The organism is Flavobacterium sp. NPDC079362, from assembly GCF_050267765.1.
Classification (GTDB): domain Bacteria; phylum Bacteroidota; class Bacteroidia; order Flavobacteriales; family Flavobacteriaceae; genus Flavobacterium; species Flavobacterium azizsancarii.
In genome coordinates, this window is record NZ_JBNNFM010000024.1 from 58,933 (window position 1) to 78,052 (window position 19,120).

General features: G+C 33.3%; 14 protein-coding genes. 10 read left to right on the plus strand and 4 right to left on the minus strand.

Translation table 11 applies throughout. From position 1 onward, the window contains the following. Positions 1–7 precede the first annotated feature (7 nt). Genes ACQKCJ_RS18140 through ACQKCJ_RS18150 form a run of 3 tightly spaced genes read left to right on the plus strand, consistent with a single transcriptional unit; the run spans position 8 to position 4,407 of the window. Positions 8–1,669, plus strand: coding sequence for a peptidase domain-containing ABC transporter (locus tag ACQKCJ_RS18140; RefSeq protein WP_271336557.1), 1,662 nt, complete (start codon positions 8–10; stop codon positions 1,667–1,669). Between the two features lie 3 nt (positions 1,670–1,672). Continuing rightward, complete coding sequence (locus ACQKCJ_RS18145; protein WP_271336558.1) at positions 1,673–3,019, plus strand: HlyD family secretion protein; 1,347 nt, start codon at positions 1,673–1,675, stop codon at positions 3,017–3,019. Next, complete coding sequence (locus ACQKCJ_RS18150) at positions 3,019–4,407, plus strand: TolC family protein (RefSeq protein WP_427402606.1); 1,389 nt, start codon at positions 3,019–3,021, stop codon at positions 4,405–4,407. Before ACQKCJ_RS18145 ends, ACQKCJ_RS18150 begins: the two co-directional genes overlap by 1 nt. A gap of 111 nt (positions 4,408–4,518) precedes the next feature. Here the strand turns inward: ACQKCJ_RS18150 and ACQKCJ_RS18155 are convergent, their stop codons facing one another. Beyond that, complete coding sequence (locus ACQKCJ_RS18155; RefSeq protein WP_271336560.1) at positions 4,519–5,775, minus strand: DUF445 domain-containing protein; 1,257 nt, start codon at positions 5,773–5,775, stop codon at positions 4,519–4,521. A gap of 254 nt (positions 5,776–6,029) precedes the next feature. Here ACQKCJ_RS18155 and map point away from each other — a divergent pair, with 254 nt between their 5' ends. The 7 genes from map to pruA all read left to right on the plus strand — a co-directional run bounded on the left by map (position 6,030) and on the right by pruA (position 15,003). Next, entirely contained in the window at positions 6,030–6,848 is an 819-nt protein-coding gene (map, locus tag ACQKCJ_RS18160) for a type I methionyl aminopeptidase (protein WP_271336561.1), read from the plus strand. Between the two features lie 124 nt (positions 6,849–6,972). After that, the gene (locus ACQKCJ_RS18165; protein WP_427402613.1) at positions 6,973–7,233 is read left to right on the plus strand and encodes a GxxExxY protein; all 261 of its coding nucleotides are present in this window, start codon (positions 6,973–6,975) and stop codon (positions 7,231–7,233) included. A gap of 128 nt (positions 7,234–7,361) precedes the next feature. Continuing rightward, positions 7,362–8,135 (plus strand): class I SAM-dependent methyltransferase, encoded by a 774-nt coding sequence (locus tag ACQKCJ_RS18170; RefSeq protein WP_427402607.1) that lies wholly within the window; start codon positions 7,362–7,364, stop codon positions 8,133–8,135. A gap of 181 nt (positions 8,136–8,316) precedes the next feature. After that, entirely contained in the window at positions 8,317–11,166 is a 2,850-nt protein-coding gene (locus ACQKCJ_RS18175; RefSeq protein ID WP_427402608.1) for a DEAD/DEAH box helicase, read from the plus strand. Between the two features lie 78 nt (positions 11,167–11,244). Then, positions 11,245–12,507: a DUF5103 domain-containing protein gene (locus ACQKCJ_RS18180; RefSeq protein ID WP_271336568.1), complete on the plus strand. Its 1,263-nt coding sequence runs from the start codon at positions 11,245–11,247 to the stop codon at positions 12,505–12,507. 79 nt (positions 12,508–12,586) lie between these two features. Further along, positions 12,587–12,973, plus strand: coding sequence for a Co2+/Mg2+ efflux protein ApaG (apaG, locus tag ACQKCJ_RS18185; protein WP_271336564.1), 387 nt, complete (start codon positions 12,587–12,589; stop codon positions 12,971–12,973). A gap of 404 nt (positions 12,974–13,377) precedes the next feature. Beyond that, positions 13,378–15,003: an L-glutamate gamma-semialdehyde dehydrogenase gene (pruA, locus tag ACQKCJ_RS18190; protein ID WP_271336565.1), complete on the plus strand. Its 1,626-nt coding sequence runs from the start codon at positions 13,378–13,380 to the stop codon at positions 15,001–15,003. A gap of 100 nt (positions 15,004–15,103) precedes the next feature. On the opposite strand, the gene ACQKCJ_RS18195 is transcribed toward pruA, so the two are convergent. The 3 genes from ACQKCJ_RS18195 to ACQKCJ_RS18205 are packed head-to-tail and all read right to left on the minus strand — an operon-like array spanning position 15,104 to position 18,659. Then, positions 15,104–16,849, minus strand: a complete 1,746-nt coding sequence (locus ACQKCJ_RS18195) for a CocE/NonD family hydrolase (RefSeq protein WP_427402609.1) — start codon at positions 16,847–16,849, stop codon at positions 15,104–15,106. 26 nt (positions 16,850–16,875) lie between these two features. Further along, positions 16,876–17,601, minus strand: coding sequence for a LytR/AlgR family response regulator transcription factor (locus ACQKCJ_RS18200; protein WP_271338640.1), 726 nt, complete (start codon positions 17,599–17,601; stop codon positions 16,876–16,878). Next, positions 17,598–18,659, minus strand: a complete 1,062-nt coding sequence (locus tag ACQKCJ_RS18205) for a sensor histidine kinase (protein ID WP_427402610.1) — start codon at positions 18,657–18,659, stop codon at positions 17,598–17,600. The genes ACQKCJ_RS18200 and ACQKCJ_RS18205 overlap by 4 nt, the downstream gene beginning before the upstream one ends. Positions 18,660–19,120 lie beyond the last annotated feature (461 nt).

Here is a 19,120-nt window from a genome sequence, read left to right on the forward strand (position 1 = left end):
ACAAACTATGACTCCATTAAAACGATTTTACAATTTACTTGAGCTGGACAAAAAGGACATCTATCAGATTTTTTTCTATGCTATTTTTGCCGGGTTAATCAGTTTATCACTTCCATTAGGGATTCAGGCGATTATAACTTTTATACAATCCGGAAGGGTAAGTGCATCCTGGATCGTACTTATCATATTAGTTGTTGCGGGAGTTGCGCTTGTTGGAATCTTGTCTTTGATGCAATTGCGAATTACAGAAAACTTGCAGCAAAAAATATTTGTACGTTCTTCGTTTGCATTTGCAGCTCGTTTACCAAAAATAAAATCAGAGGAATTATATGGCACCTACCCGCCGGAATTAACAAATCGCTTTTTTGACACTATGACTATTCAAAAAGGAACTTCGAAGTTATTAACTGATTTTTCGGCTGCTTTACTTCAAATCACCTTCGGGATTATCCTGCTGTCCTTGTACCATCCTTTTTTTATTGTTTTTGGAATTTTATTGTTCTTGCTTTTATACTTCATTTTTAGATTTTCGTATAAATCAGGGATAGAAACCAGCTTAAAAGAATCAAAGTTTAAATATAAAGTAGCAAGTTGGCTGCAAGAAATGGCGCGTAATAATTTTAGTTTCAGGAATGAATTAAACTATGATTTTGCCCTTCAGAAAAATAACTCAATCGTAACTGGTTATCTTAATTATCGCGAGAAACATTTTAGCGTTATCAAAAGGCAATTTATACAATTGATCATTTTCAAAATTATCATTACGGCAAGTTTATTGTCTATTGGAGGTTACTTAGTATTGAGTCAGGAAATGAATATTGGACAGTTTGTTGCTGCAGAAATTATTATTTTGTTAGTGATTAATTCTGTTGAAAAAATCATTATTGGACTTGAAAGTTTCTACGACGTTTTAACTTCTGTCGAAAAAATAGGTCAGGTTACTGATCTGGAATTAGAAGAAAATTCAGATTCGCAAAACGAACTTTGCTATAACAATATTACTTTAGAAACTGAAAATTTAAAATTCAAATTTCCGGATTCACAAATCAATGCTTTAGCTTCTATTTCCATAAAAATAGAACAAGGCGAAAAAATCGTTATTGATGGTCAGAATGGCTCTGGAAAAACAACTCTGATCCGGGTATTATCCGGTTTATTAAAACAAAGTTCCGGTGCTTTTTATATTAATGATGATACTTTTAGAAAAATAAACCTGAAACAATATCGCTCGCAAATAGGCAGCATAATTCATAACGAGACACCTTTTGAAGGGACTATTTTAGAAAACATCACATTTAATGACCCCTCTATAAGCAGCGAAGATTTAAAATGGGCGATTGATGGCGTTCAGCTTAGTCCGTTGATCAAATTATTGCCAAAAGGCTTAAATACTCACATTTATCCTGAAGGAAGACAATTATCTTCTTCTAATGCTCAGAAGATCCTACTGGCGCGAAGTATAATTCACAGACCAAAAGTGCTGTTCTATGAAGATCCAACAGATACCATGGATGAAAATGTTGCGAATGAGATTATTGATTTCATTACTTCTGACAATAATAAATGGACGATTATTGTTTCCTCTAAAAACCCGTATTGGAAAACAAAGTCAACGCGAACAATAACGATGCAACACGGCCTTATTATCCTGGATCAAAAAAAACAATAAGTCATGCTAAATATATCTGACAACAAAACAAAATTACAGTCACTTGATCAATACTCGACTATAAAAAACCTGAGTAACCGACCTCATTATAAAATTTTAAACAAGATAATAATAGCTACTTCGATCTTGGGGATAATTGCACTTTTCCTGCCCTGGACACAAAATATTTCCGGTTCAGGTTCTGTAACGACTTTAAAACCCAACCAAAGACCACAATCGATTCAGAGTGTTATTTCCGGACGAATCGAAAAGTGGTATGTACAGGAAGGTGATTTTGTAAAAAAAGGAGATACTATCTTGTTTATTTCTGAGATAAAGGAAGATTACATGGATCCTAATTTGGTTGCAAACACTAAAAATCAGGTTGAGGCAAAAAAGAACTCTTTAGAATCGTATGACGAAAAAGTACAAACGCTTTCGAGCCAGATTCAATCAATAGAAAATGAAAAAAGACTTAAACTGGAACAGGCCAGAAATAAAGTAAAACAATCTCTCTTAAAAATAAAAAGCGACAGTATTGATCTCGTTGCCGCAAGAACACAATTAAAGATTGCAAATACGCAATACAACCGTTCTGTACAACTAAACAAAGAAGGACTAAAACCGCTTACTGATGTTGAAGAGAAACGTTTGAAATTGCAAGATGTTGATGCAAAAATTATAACTCAGGAAAATAAATACCTGACAAGCAAAAACGAATATATAAATGCAAAGGTTGAGATTAACCGAATTTCTGCTGAATATGCTGAAAAAGCAGCAAAGGCAAAAAGTGACCAGTTTACAACCCTGAGCAATAAATTTGACACTGAAGCTCAGGTAAGCAAATTAGAAAATCAATACACTAATTATAGTCTTAGAAACGGAATGTACTACATCAAGGCGGTACAAGACGGTTATATCAACAGGGCTGTTCAGGCAGGTTTGGGAGAAACGATAAAAGAAGGAACCCCAATTGTCACTATAATGCCATCTCATTATGATATTGCTGTTGAAACATTCATAAACCCAATTGATTTACCGCTGATTAAAAAGGGTGATAAGATACGTATTTGGTTCGATGGATGGCCTACAATTGTATTTGCAGGCTGGCCGGATATGTCTTACGGAACGTTTGGAGGTAAAGTTGTTGCTATAGAGAATTTTATTAGCCCTAATGGAAAATACAGAATCCTGGTTGCTCCTGATCCGGACGAAGCGAAATGGCCTAAACAATTGAGTATTGGTTCCGGTGCACAAACAATTGCCTTATTAGATACTGTACCAATTTGGTTTGAAATATGGAGAACCTTAAACGGATTTCCTCCTAATTATTATAAGAGTGGTGAAACTGTAACTAAAGAGAAAAAATAATGAAACGAATACTTATAGCTTTTCTTTTTTTGAGTTGTACCGTTTTTGGTCAACAACAATTCTCTAAAGAACTTACTTATAATGAGTTTCTTGGATATGTAAAAAAATACCACCCATTGGTTAAAAATGCGAATTTAGAATTAAGTAAGGCACAAGCCAATCTGATGATGGCACGAGGTGGTTTTGACCCAAAAATCGAAGTTGATTTTAGTAAAAAACAATTTAAGGACAAGGAATATTATTCTATTTTGAACAGTAGTTTCAAAATACCAACATGGTACGGAATTGAACTGAAAGCGGGTTTTGACAATAATGAAGGTGTTTATCTTAATCCTGAAAACACGACTCCAAATCAGGGATTGACTTCATTTGGAATCAGCGTTCCTGTAGGTCAGGGATTATTCATTAACCAAAGAATGGCGGATGTAAGGATGGCTAAAATCCAGATAAAACTTAGTGAATCCGAAAGGAAACTTGAGGCCGTTAGTGTTTTGTATGATGCTTCGATTGCTTATTTTAACTGGAAGAAGAATTTTGAAGAGATGAAACTTTATGAGATGTACAACAGCAATGCTGAAATACGTTTAAAAGGAATCAAATCTTTAATCGTTCAGGGCGACAAACCTGCCATAGACAGTATTGAAGCAGGAATTATTGTAAAAAACAGGGCGTTAAGTCTTGAAGATTCTAAACTAAAACTGGCAAAAGCAAAACTCGAATTGTCTAATTTTATGTGGCTGGACAATAATATTCCGTTAGAAATTTCAGATGAACTTGTGCCGGAAGCAGCTCTTGAATCTACGTTACAGGAAACGCTAAAAACAAATGATCTTTTGCAAAGGGATTTTAGCTTAGAAACACATCCAAAATTAAATGCGCTTCAAAATAAAATAGAAATTCTGACGGTAGAAAAAGACCTCAAACAAAATATGCTATTGCCAAAAATAAATGTAGGTTACTCCTATTTATCTGAACCAAGTTATATCGATAATTATCGTTTTGATGATTATAAAATTGGTTTAGAGTTTTACTTTCCTTTGTTTCTAAGAAAAGAACGCGGAAGTTTAAAACTGGCAAAATATAAACTTCAGGAAAATGAGTTTGCTTTGGCGGTGGAAAAAACACAATTAACCAACAAAATAAGTGCTCAGAAAATAGAAATCATTTCGCTTGTAAAACAAAAAAAGCTGGCCAAAGATTTAGTAGAAAATAATATCACCATGCTCAATTCTGAAGAACGTTTGTTCTCATTTGGAGAAAGTTCTTTATTCCTGATCAATACTCGTGAGAATAATTTAGTAAGCGCCAAATTAGCTTCAATTACTCTGGAAAACAGATTTTACATCTCTAACTCAGAGCTATTCAAAATCATGGCAAATCCAGATTAGGTTTTCACCATATAAGTGATGTAAGTTCATTTAAACTTCAAAATAGACGTATTGCTATCCGCCTCTACTAAAATGAACTTATATCACTTGTTATTGTTTAAAAATATATAGTTAAATCACGAAATAATGATATGTCCATTCCACAGCGTAGATTAAAAGTCCGATAAGTCCGCCTACCAGAGTTCCGTTGATTCTAATATATTGAAGATCCTTCCCTATTTCTAATTCTAGTTTTTCTGAAACCTCTTGACCATCCCAACTTTTTACGGTTGAAGAAATTAAATCTCCAATCACTTTTTTATTGTTTAAAAGAATAGAAAGCAAATCGTTTTTGATGAAATTATTGATTTTTTCAATCATTACAACATCTTCTTTTATTCCGTTTCCGAAGCTTTGAACCAACCCCGAAATACTTTTCTTGATTGATGATTCTTCGCCTTTGTCTAAATCGTTGGAAATAGACAATTTTATTTCATCCCAAATTCCGTTAATATAATCCTGTACCTCTTTTTTACCGGCGAAACCAAGAATCATAGTATTGATTTTGATTCTCATCTCTTCAGAGTTTTTTATTTTGTCGAGAAAATCATTAATGTACTCGTCTATTTTAAGTCGGATCGTACTTTCAGGATTTTTGGCTTCATTCAGGAAATCATACAATCCGTTAAAAACACCTTCTGAAATACTTTTATCAGCCAAACCAAAACTCAAAAATGGTGTTGACTGTTTTACTTTTTTACGAATCAGGTCTTTATTATTACTCAATTCCTTTGCCATCACTTCCAGTAAATTGGTAAGCAATTGATCTTTAAATTTTCCTTTTTGTAAAGGTTCTAAAGCCAATGCAACCCAATCTCCAAAATTGACACCTTCGAGTTTTTCTTTGAATTGAACCTGAATGAATCGTTTTATATCTTCATCTTTTATTGTTCTTAAAACTCCCGGAATAACATTCACTGCAACCAAATTGGCAATTTTATCCGCATTTTCTTCCTGCGACAACCAATCTGATGCTTTTGCAGCAAAGTTGAATTCTTCTAACTTAATTTCTAATTTTTCACGATTCAAAAATTCTTCTGAAACAAAATTCCCCAGGTTTTCTCCAATCTCGTTTTTTTTCGTGGGGATAATTGCCGTATGCCAAATTGGTATTCCTAACGGATGACGAAATAAGGCGACAACAGCAAACCAATCGGCAATTCCGCCCACCATTGCAGCTTCACTAAAAGCCTGTAACATTGGGATTTTAAAATAAATAGCGATTATGAAAAGAAGTACTGCAAAGCCTAAAAGTGCCAAAGCATTTCTTTTCATTTTATTCAGCGCTTTTTTCTTTGATATATTTTCCTGATCTATAGATGTTTCCATAATGTATTCGTTTTTAACTATTACTAATTTACGGCTTTTCTGTCAATTCAAAACGTTATCCATATACGTTTTGCCACGAATTTCACGAATTAGCAAGAATTGCATTTGCTTTAAAATTGCATTTTAATGAAAAAATAATTTTAAAGCAGATTGTTTAAAATTTAATTCCTGCTAATTCGTGAAATTCATGACAAAAAATTTTAGATAAAAAATAATATTAAAATCGTACTTTTGCAAACTGAAAATCCGAAATTATGATTATTGTAAAATCACGTGAAGAAATCGAATTAATGCGCGAAAGTGCTTTGATCGTATCTAAAACATTAGGAATGATTGCTTCTGAAATTAAAGAAGGAGTTACCACATTATATTTAGACAAATTAGCTGAAGAATTTATCCGTGATCACGGAGCGGTACCAAGCTTTTTAGGATTATATGATTTTCCGAATTCACTTTGTATGAGTCCAAATTCGCAAGTTGTACACGGAATACCTAATAATACTCCTCTAAAAAGTGGTGACGTTATCTCGGTTGATTGTGGTGCTTTCAAAAACGGATATCATGGTGATCACGCGTATAGTTTTGAAATTGGAGAAGTTGCTCCTGAAGTAAAAAAACTTTTGCAGGTTACTAAGGAATCTCTTTACGTAGGAATCAGAGAATTTAAAGCTGGAAATCGCGTTGAAGATGTTGGAAACGCAATCCAGAAATATACTGAATCTCACGGTTACGGTGTTGTTCGTGAATTGGTTGGCCACGGTTTAGGGCAAAAAATGCACGAAGAACCAGAAATGCCAAACTACGGAAAACGTGGTCGCGGAAAACTTTTTATCGAAGGAATGGTGGTTGCAATTGAACCAATGATTAATCTAGGTACAAAAAACATCAAACAACATAAAGACGGCTGGACAATTACTACCGCTGACGGAAAAGCAAGTGCGCATTTCGAGCACGATGTTGCATTAATAGACGGAAAACCAGAAATTTTATCAACGTTTCAATACATTTACAAAGCTTTAGGAATCGAAAGCAATGAGGAAGATGAATTCAGAAAAGTGCCGTTAGTGCTATAAACACTAATTTCACTAATTTGCACGGATTATTGTAACGCCGAAAATTTCACTAATGATGATGACTGAATTATATTTAAAAGAAGAGTCCTATAAAATTATTGGAATTTGCATGGAGGTTCATTAAATTCTTGGAAAAGGTCATAGTAAAAAAGTTTATGGTGATGCTCTAGAATATGAGTTTCAAAAAAACGAAATACCATATAACCGTGAATTGAAATACAATATCGCTTACAAAGACATTATCTTATCAAGTTATTACTTTGCAGATTTTGTAGTTTTTGATCAAATCATTTTAGAACTAAAAGCAATTGTAGGAATTTCAAGTAGTGAAATAAAGCAAACATTAAATTATCTGGCGGCTTCAAAAACAAACTTGGCTTACTAGTTAACTTTGGCGAAGATAGCCTTAAATATAAAAGAATAATACTTTAACCCAAATCAAAAGCTTCGTGAAATTTCACCACAACACTAATTCGTGTAAATTCGTGAAATTCGTGTTCAAATTTATTTATTGTGAAGAAACTTTTTAAACTCGTCCTTAATACAATCCCGCGTCCACTATTAATTCGTTTGAGTTATGTGGCCCGACCGGTTTTGGCACTTTCATTAAAGGGAACTAAATATACTGATCCGATTGACGGAAGAAGTTTTAGATCGTTTTTGCCTTACGGATACGGAAAACAGCGCAATAATGTGCTTTCGCCAAGTACACTTTCCTTAGAGAGACACCGTTTGCTTTGGTTGTATCTAAATGATCAGACTGATTTTTTTACGGCGCCAAAAAAAGTACTTCATTTTGCTCCCGAGCAAGCTTTTTATAAAATGTTCCGCAAGCAGAAAAACCTTGATTATACTACAACGGATTTATTTTCGCCTTTGGCAGATGTAAAAGCAGACATCTGTAATTTGCCATTTAAAGATAATGAGTATGATGTGATTTTGTGTAACCACGTATTAGAACATATTCCGGACGATACAAAAGCAATGCAGGAATTATTTCGTGTATTAAAACCGGGCGGAATGGCGATTCTGCAAATTCCACAAGATTTATCAAGAGCAGTAACTTTTGCTGACGATACTATTACAGATCAAAAAGAACGTGCTAAAATATTTGGACAATACGATCACGTTCGTATTTATGGCCGTGATTATTTTGATAAATTAAGAAGCATTGGTTTTATCGTAATCGAAGAAGATTATACTAATAAAATTGCTCCGGAACTGGTAGAAAAATATTGCCTGGCAAAAGGAGAAATCATCCCCCTTTGTTTTAAGCCGGAAAAATAAACCATTCACATTTTCTCACCATATAAGTGATATAAGTTCATTTAAAAAGTTTTCAGAATAATTCTATTTTGAAAACTTTTCAAATTTAGATAACTTCCTAAATTACACCCCAACCAAAAACCTAATCTTGGATCTTTCAAAATCATTTCAGTTCTGCTTTGACATCAGTTTAGAAAAAAACATGAATGTTTATATTCCAACGGCTTATATCGTTGAGAATACTGATGAAATTAAATATTTAAACAAAAAAGCAACTAAAGACGTCCTTGAAAGTTTTTTTATTGTTTTTGAAAATTTAGATGCCAATACAAAAAAAATACTGACGGTTTGCGAATCTTTAAAGCCTGATTTTATTTTTAAAAAATTCAGTGCAAAAATCAAGCCCGCAAAAACAATTGCTGATTTGCAAAAGGATTCAAAAATTAAATATGCCATTCAACAGCATCTCAAGATAAATTTAGATTCCTTTTATACTATAATTGTAAAAGAGCAATTTCCGCTATCTCTTAATATGAGTGCCGAAAAGGATTTTTACCGTTCCAGAGTCAGTACAGATCCGTTGTATTTAGAGCCTGAGATTCAGTTTAACAAACATACTGACGGAATTACGTATACTTTATCTTTAAAAGAAAACGAAACTACCTTTTTACCCATGAATGGCAGCATCGAAATTCTTGTGGATGAGCCCGGATGGATCATCACCAATAAAAAACTAAGTCAGCTTAAAGAACTTAACGCTAAAAAAATACAGCCTTTTCTGACTAAGAAATCAATTGAAATCCCTTCAAAATTAGTTGATACTTATTTTAAAAATTTCATTCCTGAAATAGCCAAAAAAATTGATATCGAACCAACGGGTTTTGAAATTGAACTTCGTGATACAATTATTTCCAGTACGATTCAGCCTGTTTATGACTTTTTTAAAAACTGTTATTACCTCAACTTATACTTTGATTATAATGGATATTCGTTTGATGCCGGTAAAACTAAAAAAACACATTCATTTGTTGATTTTAGCATCCCTAACGAACCCAAAATAATTCAGTTCAAGCGAAGTCCCGATGAAATTACACACACAGAAAAATTACTTGAAATTGGTTTAGTAAAAATCAAAAATGATTTGTTTGGACGAAATTCAGATGCCGAAATTCACGATCCCTATGTCAATATTCAATTGATTATTGATCGTAAGGAAGATCTGGAAAGATTAGGATTTACTATTGAGAATCTGAAACTGGAAAGCAAAGAAATCATTACAGAAAGCCACAGCATTTCAGCCTTAAAAGAAGAGACAAAAGAAGATTGGTTTGATATCAAAATAATCATTTCGATTGGTACCTACACGATCAATTTCAGCGAAATTATACCCAACATAAAAAGTAAGGAAAGACTTTTTTTACTGCCTGACGGAAACTATTTCCTGATTCCTTTAGAATGGCTTAGTAAGTACAGCTCGTTGGCCAAATTAGCCAAAACAGAAAATGGCACTCTGCTTTTACGCAAAAGTAATTTTGCCGCTTTAGATGCAATTCCGGAAATAAAAAGCGATGTGATTCACAAAGCCGAATATGTATCTTCTGATTTGCTGAAAGCAACTTTACGACCTTATCAAATTGATGGCGTAAAATGGCTTTTAGGTCATTTTAACTCCAATTTGGGCGCTTGCCTTGCTGATGACATGGGACTCGGTAAGACACTGCAAACCTTAGCCGTTCTGGTTGCAGTACAGGAACAATTGGGATATACTACTAAAACTACGAATTTTGATTTGTTTCAAAATGAAACGACCATAGAAAGAGAACCTTTGAAAGCATTGATTGTTTTACCTTCTTCATTGGTTTTTAACTGGTACAACGAAGCCCTGAAATTTACCCCGCATTTTTCGAAAATGCAATATGTGGGTAACGATAGAAAATTATTACAACACAGATTAGAATCATCAGATTTAATTTTTACGAGCTACAGTATTGTTCATCGCGATATATCAATTTTAGAAAAATACAATTTTCGTTATTTAATTCTGGACGAAAGCCAATACATTAAAAACAAAAATTCTAAAATTTTTAAAGCGATAAATAAAATAAATACAGCCCACAAAATGGCGCTGAGTGGTACACCTATCGAAAATTCACTGGACGATTTATGGTCGCAGATGCAATTTATAAATCCTGATATTTTGGGAAGTTATAACTTTTTTGCAGAAAATTTTAAAATTCCGATTGAGAAAAAGCAGGACGAAAACAGTTTGTCTGAATTAAAAAACCTCATCCAGCCTTATATCTTAAGAAGAACTAAAGAACAGGTTTTAAAAGATTTACCGGAATTAACAGAACAGATTTATTATTGCAACATGGATCCCGAACAGGAGAAATTATATGAGAAGGAAAAATCTAAAGCCCGTAATTTTTTACTAAAAACAGACGGATCAAGCCCTGATAAAATTAGCATTATCAACACGCTGATGAAATTAAGGCAATTGAGCAATCATCCTAAAATGGTTGATCAGGAGTCAGAAATTGACTCTGGAAAATATATTGCGGTCACTAATTATCTTGAAAACCTGGTAAAAGGAAAACAAAAAACCATCATTTTTAGCTCGTTTGTTACTAATCTGAATTTTTACTCTGATTGGTGCAAGGAGAACAAAATAGATTATTGTGAGATTACAGGCGAAACGCCTGCCAATAAAAGGGAACAACAGGTAAAGCGGTTTCAGGAAAAGGAAAATCCTTTGTTATTTTTTATTTCGCTAAAAGCAGGTGGCGTAGGTTTAAATATTACTAAAGCTTCGTATGTTTTATTCTTAGATCCGTGGTGGAATCCTTTTGCTGAGAAACAAGGTGTTGGCCGGGCGCACCGAATTGGACAATTAAATAAAGTAAATGTTATCCGGTTTATTTCGAAAAATACGGTCGAAGAAAAAATAATCAAACTACAGGAAAACAAAAAGCTCTTATCTGATTCCCTTTTAGAAGAAAGTTACATTAACGACGAAATCGAAGTTAATCTCGAATACATTTTGGGTTCCTGATAAATTTGCAACCTGAAAAAGCGGCATCCTGTTACTTTATATAAAATTGTTATATTTACAATCTTACAACGTAATATGATGCCAAAATTTTTATTTAGAAATCTTCTGTTTATTTTATTTTTTGCTTCAGCAGCAGCACAGGAAGTACAAACCGAAATTGATCCTCCGTACAATATCAAAACCGTTTCCTTTGTTCAAAACGGCAGTAACGTTGTTCCTATATTCGAATTAGGCGATACTTTTACCTTTCAATTTGATGATTTATTTGGCAATGAGGCTAATTATTATTTTGAATTGATACATTGCGATTACAACTGGAAACCAACAGACATTCCTAAGACTGATTATATTAGTGGTTTTGACAATCAAAGAATTACTGATTATGTAAATTCATTTAATACGCTTCAGGTTTATTCTCATTACCGACTTGCGTTCCCGAATCAATTTACATCACAATTACGTATTTCGGGAAATTACATGCTTAGGATTCTAAATGAAGATAAGGAAGTTGTTTTCTCGAGAAAATTCATTTTATACGAAAACCATGCTACAGTTGCAGCTCAGGTCAAACGAAGCCGCGATGTTACAAATATAGATTACAAACAAAACTTGGATTTTTCGATACTATCAAATGATATTGTTTTTCAGACTCCAATACAAAACGTAAAAATTGTATTGCTGCAAAATGGTAACTTTAATACTGCTATAAAAAATGTTCCGCCACAATACACAATCGGAAATCAATTGGTTTATAAATACGATAAGGAAACACAGTTTTGGGGTGGAAATGAATTTTTATATTTCGAAAATAAAGACATTCGCGCCGCAAGTAATAACGTAGGGCGAGTTGGTGCGAACAATGATATTTACAACGCTTATTTATACACGAATCAGGCAAGAGCCAATCAGATATATTCAGTTTACCAAGATATAAATGGCAATTTTGTTGTTAAAAACATCAATGCTTCCAATAACGAAATCGAAGCTGATTATGCGTGGGTTTATTTCAGTCTTTCGGCCCCTACTTTCAGATCATCGACGAAAGATATTTACATTACCGGAATGTTTAATAACTACAGTTTGTCGCCGGAATACAAAATGGACTATAATACTGATAAGGGACTTTATGAAAAAGCGGTAATGATTAAGCAAGGTTTTACTAATTTTCAATATACTATTGCGGATAGAAAAGGTGCAATTGATTATCAAAATGCGATTGATGGAAACTTTTATCAAACTGAAAATGAGTACACCATCTTAGTTTATTACAAAGAAAGCACTGATCGCTATCAAAGAGTTATAGGAAAAGGAAATGCTAACTCTATAAACATCATAAATTAAAACATTGTTAAGGTTTTAAATCGAAAGATTTTTTTTTGTAGATTTGCAACTATAACCCACACATATATACTACTTTAGTATGGTTTCTCAGATAACAAGAGGCATAAAAATATCTGTTTTGACTAGTTTTGAAGGTACTTACTTCAAGAACTACAAGATTCACTTTGCTTTTAGTTATGTAGTTACAATCGAAAATCACAGCAAAGATTCAGTTCAGTTAACTTCTCGTCACTGGGAAATATTTGATTCTTTGAACGACTTAGAAATTGTAGACGGAGAAGGCGTTATTGGAAAAAAACCGGTTCTGAAACCTGGAGAAAATCACACTTATAGTTCAGGTTGCCTTCTATCATCTCCTTATGGTGCGATGAAAGGTTATTTTAATATGATCAATTTTACCAGTACAAAAACATTTAAAGTTATTGTTCCTACTTTTAGAATGTGTGCTCCTTTTGCTTTAAACTAGATTGTAGTTTAAAAACGAATCAATGCAAAAACCTGTGGAGCTATAAATTAGGAATGAATTTTACCGCAAAGCACACTAAGATTTAATTTTACTTTACGCATAGAAACCACAAAGTTCACAAAACTGGATCAATACAAAACTTTGCGAACTTTGTGGTTTTACAAAACCTTACTAATAAAAAACTTTGCGCGCTTTGCGGTAAAATTATTTACACTACAAAATGTTTTGTGTTTCTCCTCGGGTTTTTGTGTTGCCCTTTAAAAACTGTCTTTTTTATCGTTATCTAAATCACAAAATTATCAAATTATTAATTTATCCTTTGTACTTTTGTGCAACGTTAGAGTATTCGTAACAAATCAAATCATCTAACCCTTAAATTGTCTAATTATCTAATTTTAAATAAAATGCTAAAAGGATTCTTTCATGTACCAAAAGCGGTAAACGAGCCTGTAAAAAGCTACGCACCTAACTCACCAGAAAAAGCAGCTGTTCAGGCGGCTTACACCACATTGTGGAATTCTCAAATTGACGTTCCGTTATACATCGGAAGCGAAGAAATCAGAACTGGAAATACAAGAACAATATCAGCTCCTCACGATCACAAACACATTGTAGGAACTTATCACTTAGCTGAAAAACAACATATCGAAAAAGCAATTGCTAATGCTCTTGAATCAAGAAAAGCATGGGCAAATATGGCATGGGAACAACGTGCTGCTATTTTCTTAAAAGCTGCTGAACTTATTGCAGGTCCATACAGAGCTCGTATTAATGCAGCTACAATGATTGGACAATCTAAAAATATTCATCAGGCAGAAATTGATGCTTCTTGCGAATTGATCGACTTTTTACGTTACAACGTAGAATTTATGACTCAGATTTACGGAGATCAGCCAAAATCTGATTCTACTACATGGAATCGTTTAGAATACAGACCTCTTGAAGGTTTTGTTTACGCGATTACTCCTTTTAATTTTACTGCTATTGCTGCAAATCTTCCTGCAAGTGCTGCAATGATGGGTAACGTTGTAATCTGGAAACCAAGTGATAGCCAGGTTTTTTCTGCAAAAATTATCATCGATGTTTTCAAAGAAGCTGGTGTTCCTGATGGCGTTATCAACGTTGTTTTTGGAGATGCTTTAATGATCACTGATACTGTTTTGGCAAGTCGTGATTTCGCCGGAGTTCACTTTACAGGATCAACTCACGTATTTAAAGATATCTGGGCAAAAATTGGAGCAAATATCCATAACTATAAAACATACCCAAGAATCGTAGGAGAAACTGGTGGTAAAGATTTTATCATCGCTCACCCAAGTGCTAATGCAAAACAAGTTTCTACAGGAATTACTCGTGGTGCATTTGAATTTCAAGGGCAAAAATGTTCTGCAGCTTCAAGAGCTTATATTCCGCAAAGTTTATGGCCAGCTGTAAAAGAACAATTAATTGCTGATGCAAAATCGATGAAAATGGGTTCTCCGGAAGATTTCGGAAACTTTATTACTGCAGTTATTCACGAAGGTTCTTTTGATAAATTAGCTGGTTTTATCGATCAGGCTAAAAAAGATGCTGACGCTGAAATCATCGTTGGCGGAAACTACGATAAATCTGTAGGGTACTTTATTGAGCCAACAGTTATTGTAACCACAAACCCTAAATATACTACAATGGAAACCGAATTATTCGGACCAGTTATTACTATTTATCTGTACGAAGATGCAAAATGGGAAGAGACTTTAGAATTAGTTGATACTACTTCTGAGTATGCTCTTACAGGAGCAGTTTTCAGCCAGGATCGTTATGCTATTGAAGTAGCAACTACGAAATTGCAAAATGCAGCTGGTAACTTCTACATCAACGATAAACCAACAGGAGCTGTTGTAGGAATGCAGCCGTTTGGTGGAGCAAGAGCTTCAGGAACTAACGATAAAGCAGGTTCTGCTTTGAACTTATTACGTTGGGCTTCTCCTAGAACTATCAAAGAAACTTTTGTAACTCCGGAAGATTACAAATATCCTTTCTTAGGTTAATAAATTTTGTTTGAAGTTTAAAGTTTCAGATTTTAGAAACTTTGTCTATATAAAAAGCCACAAATTTCAAATGAAATTTGTGGCTTTTGCTTTTATTCTTCTATTCATTCCAAATCGGAATTTTTACAAAACTGTCATTGTACCATTTTACTTTCAAAGGTTCTTTTACATCTTTGATCGTTTCCTCAGTTACCACTTTTCCAGTTCCGTAATTGAGTTCTGAAAACGGATTTTTATTGACATTGATTACCACAAGCAAACGACTTCCTTTACTTAATTGCTTGCTGACCAAGTGTGTATTCGAAAATGGTATTGTTTCTATTTGATTTGGTTGCAATAAATTTCTTGTTGTAATGTCTTTAGCATAACTGGCGCGTCCTAAAAAATAAGACAAATGAAAATATTCTCCGTTTGGCATTACTTCATATAATGTAATTCCTATGTCCATATCTTTTTTGTTGATACTCGCTTTTATCTCGCCTAAGAATGATCCGTTAACCAAAATTGGTTCTTTCAATCGTTCACTTATAAAAACATATCCATTTGTCGTATCAATTTCTTTTCTGATAATAGGATCCGGGTAGTAATCGTTATTTTGAATTTCTCTGTTGGCAAAATCAACTTCCTGATACAGATACTTTTTTTTAATTGGTTTCTTATCCTTTAGGGCATAAAATTTTCCTGATTTTTTATCCGTCAAATACATCTTCAGGAAACCATTGCTCATTTTATCAAGAGACGGAGCACTTCTCCACTCATTTTTTCCCATTACTTGATAATTAATCTTGTCTTTGAGTACTTCAGGTTTTGCACCATTTTTTAGAATATAATCAAACCATTGGTACGTGATTTTTTTTATATTAATGATTGCAACTGGATCAACTTTGTAATCAGACAAACTAACTTCGCCACCAACCTGTGTACCAAAATGACCATACGGTCCAATAATTACATAGGCTGGAGTTTGCGGGTTATATTTTTGAAGCTCTCTTATATAATACAAGCTTGAATTTTGAGAATCATTATAATATCCGTCAAAAGCTAAAACAGGAATATTAATCTGGGTAAAATCTTTTTCGTAAGGTGCCATTTTTTGCCAATATTCGTCAAATGAAGGATGATTGATCCATCGTTGAAAATGCCTGTTAGGAACTCCATCTACACTATCTAATTTTTTATAAGCAACTCCGGTTTCCCACCATTTATTTTGCATTTTCCTAAATCGCTGCCTGTCGTTTCCGGCAATAGTATCTAAGGTCTTATTATTTCCAACATACAACGACCATTCATAATTAGGGTTTACAAAAACGTTATTTTCCATTGGCAAACCCATTCCGGGTCTGTTTGCAACATAAGGCACAATCGTTTTTAGTGCCGGATGCATTTTTTTGCAAGCTGCCCATTGTGTAAATCCATTATAACTGCCGCCATACATCCCAACACTTCCGTTACACCATTCTTGTTTAGTGATCCAATCGATAACATCGTAAGCATCGTTACTATCATTTTCATAAGGAAATATTTCATCAGGACTAAATCCCTTACCTCTTGAATATGCCATAACACCTACATAACCATTATCCGCTGCTTCTTTCAGGGATTTAAGATCTCTTCCTTTATCTCTTACATAAATAGTATATTGAAGTATCACAGGTTTTGGAGTAGAATCTCTTTTTTTTCGCACCACGATTGCAGAGATCAATGCGCCATCTCGTGTTTTAATCATCACACTATCCTGAATAGTATAAGCACTTTTTAAATCTGCTGCTTTTATTGCACTTGTTTGCTGTGAGAATACGTTTGATACTATCAAAACGAGAAATACAAAATATAAAATTGGCTTCATTGAATCGTTTCTATTTAAGTAATTTTTCATTTATTAAATCCATTGCTATTTTTAAACTTCACTGATTGACGGTTGGATACTTCTAATAATTCTCCCGTTTTTAGCTTTACTTCCATCCTGCCCGCACTTGTAATATTTACTTCCTGAATAAAATTCATATTTATAATTTCGGCCCTGTTGATTCTGAAAAAAGTATTTTCATCCAATATTTCTTCCCATTGGCGAAGCGAACGCCTTTGAAGTGCTTTTTTGTTCTGAAAAAATAGTCTCGTGTAATTTTCCAATGATTCAATTAGATAAATTTCATCTAACCGAATAAAAAATCGTTTCTCTCCGTCTTTAATAAAAATTTTTCGATCTTCTGTTTCAATATTATTTAAAGCAGATTTCAACTTAAAAGTATCTCTTATTTTTTCGATCGCTTTTGCAAAACGTTCCTCTCGTACTGGTTTCATTAAATAATCTAAAGCATTTACTTCAAATGCCTGTACGGCATATTGATCATAAGCTGTAATGAATAAAACTGCCGGCACATTATTCAGTGACTCCAACAAATCGAATCCGGACTTTTCAGGCATCTTAATATCCAGAAAAAGTAAATCCGGCATTTCTGATTCAATTAAATCCTTAGCATCATCGGCATTTTCTGCCTCACCAATCAGGATAAAATCATCGTATGGTTTTAAAGCTCTTTTTAATTCTTCCCGCGATAAACGCTCATCATCAACTATTACAACTTTTATCTTTTTCATTTTGATGGAATTAAAATAGTTGCCAAAACAGTTTCGTCTCTCATCTCTTTAATATCAAAAGAAGCATTTCCGTTATATTGCAATAACAATCTTTCGTTCAGATTTTTTAATCCAATACCAGAATTTTGAATCTGGTCAATTAACCTTCCTGAGTTTTGAACACTTATTTTTATAAAACTGTTTTCCATCTCAACTTTCACCATAATAAAGCCACCACTTTTTCTTTTCTCGATTCCGTGTTTTATTGCATTTTCGACCAACGTCTGGATACTAAAAGGCAAAATTAAATGCTGGGATGTATCTGCATTAATTTCAATTTTTATCTGCAGCCGATCTTCAAACCGCATTTTTTCTAATTCCAGATAATCCCTGACAAGATTAATTTCGTCATTTAAGGATATTAGTTTCCCAATATTAGTGTCTAAAGAATTTCGTAATAAATCAGACAAAAGATCAATTGCCCTTCTGGCCGAAGATGGATTTTCTAAAACCAGAAATTTTATATTATTTAATGAATTAAAAAAGAAATGCGGATTAAGCTGTGCGCTCAGGTTATTAAGTTGTGCCTCTTTTATTTTAATCGACAATTGGGCATTTTCCTTCACCGTTTCTAATTCAAGTCTTGAATAATGATAAAGATGATACGCCAATACCCAAACTGACATTAATCTGGTACCCGTAATAAAAACCTGCAATTGTGTTAATTTGAAAAATGAAATAAATGAAATTGGACTGTTTTCTAAAATAAACAAACGTACCAGATAAAGTTTAGACACAATCAAAAGCATATACAAGAAGGAAAGAACCAAGATACTAAGGACAATTTTTGGAGCTAATATTTTTAGATTTAATTTAGTCCATCCCTTTTTTAAGGCAAAATTCCTGTAAAGATTTGTTAGTGTAATACCAATCGAAACATCGAGTATTAAATCGAAAATGCCAATTTTCCAGATAAAGTTTCCAGATATAAAAGCCGAAAACCCCCAATATAAAGAAGTGATAATCCATCCTATCAGTTGAATTTTCCAATATGTTGTTATTTTTATTACTGATTTCAAATTAAAATTTGTTAATGCATTAGTAAAGATATTCCTCTAATGCAGATTAAGCAAATAAAAGTAGATGAACGCAAAATAATAGGGGACGAATGAAAAGCTTATTCACTAAATCTTAATTTTTGAATATTTCAGGCGCGGATTTTTTTCTATTGTTTTTAATCATAATTCGAAACAAAACACTCACAAACAGATATTTACATCTCATACAATAAGAACACAACTTGTTTGTTATGACATCTCATTTTCATGTATTTATAGTTTTGCAATACTTTTCTTATTATATTGATTATCAACGCTATACATATTAAAAAATCCTATTCTGTTACTTTAAAAACTTATTGTACCATTCTAAAATCTCATGTCCTCTTACATTTGCATTCTGATTTATTATATAAAAGAATATTTAATACAAGGCTAAAAACCTGTCATTTAAAAAAAAACTGGAGCTATTACCCAAAAGA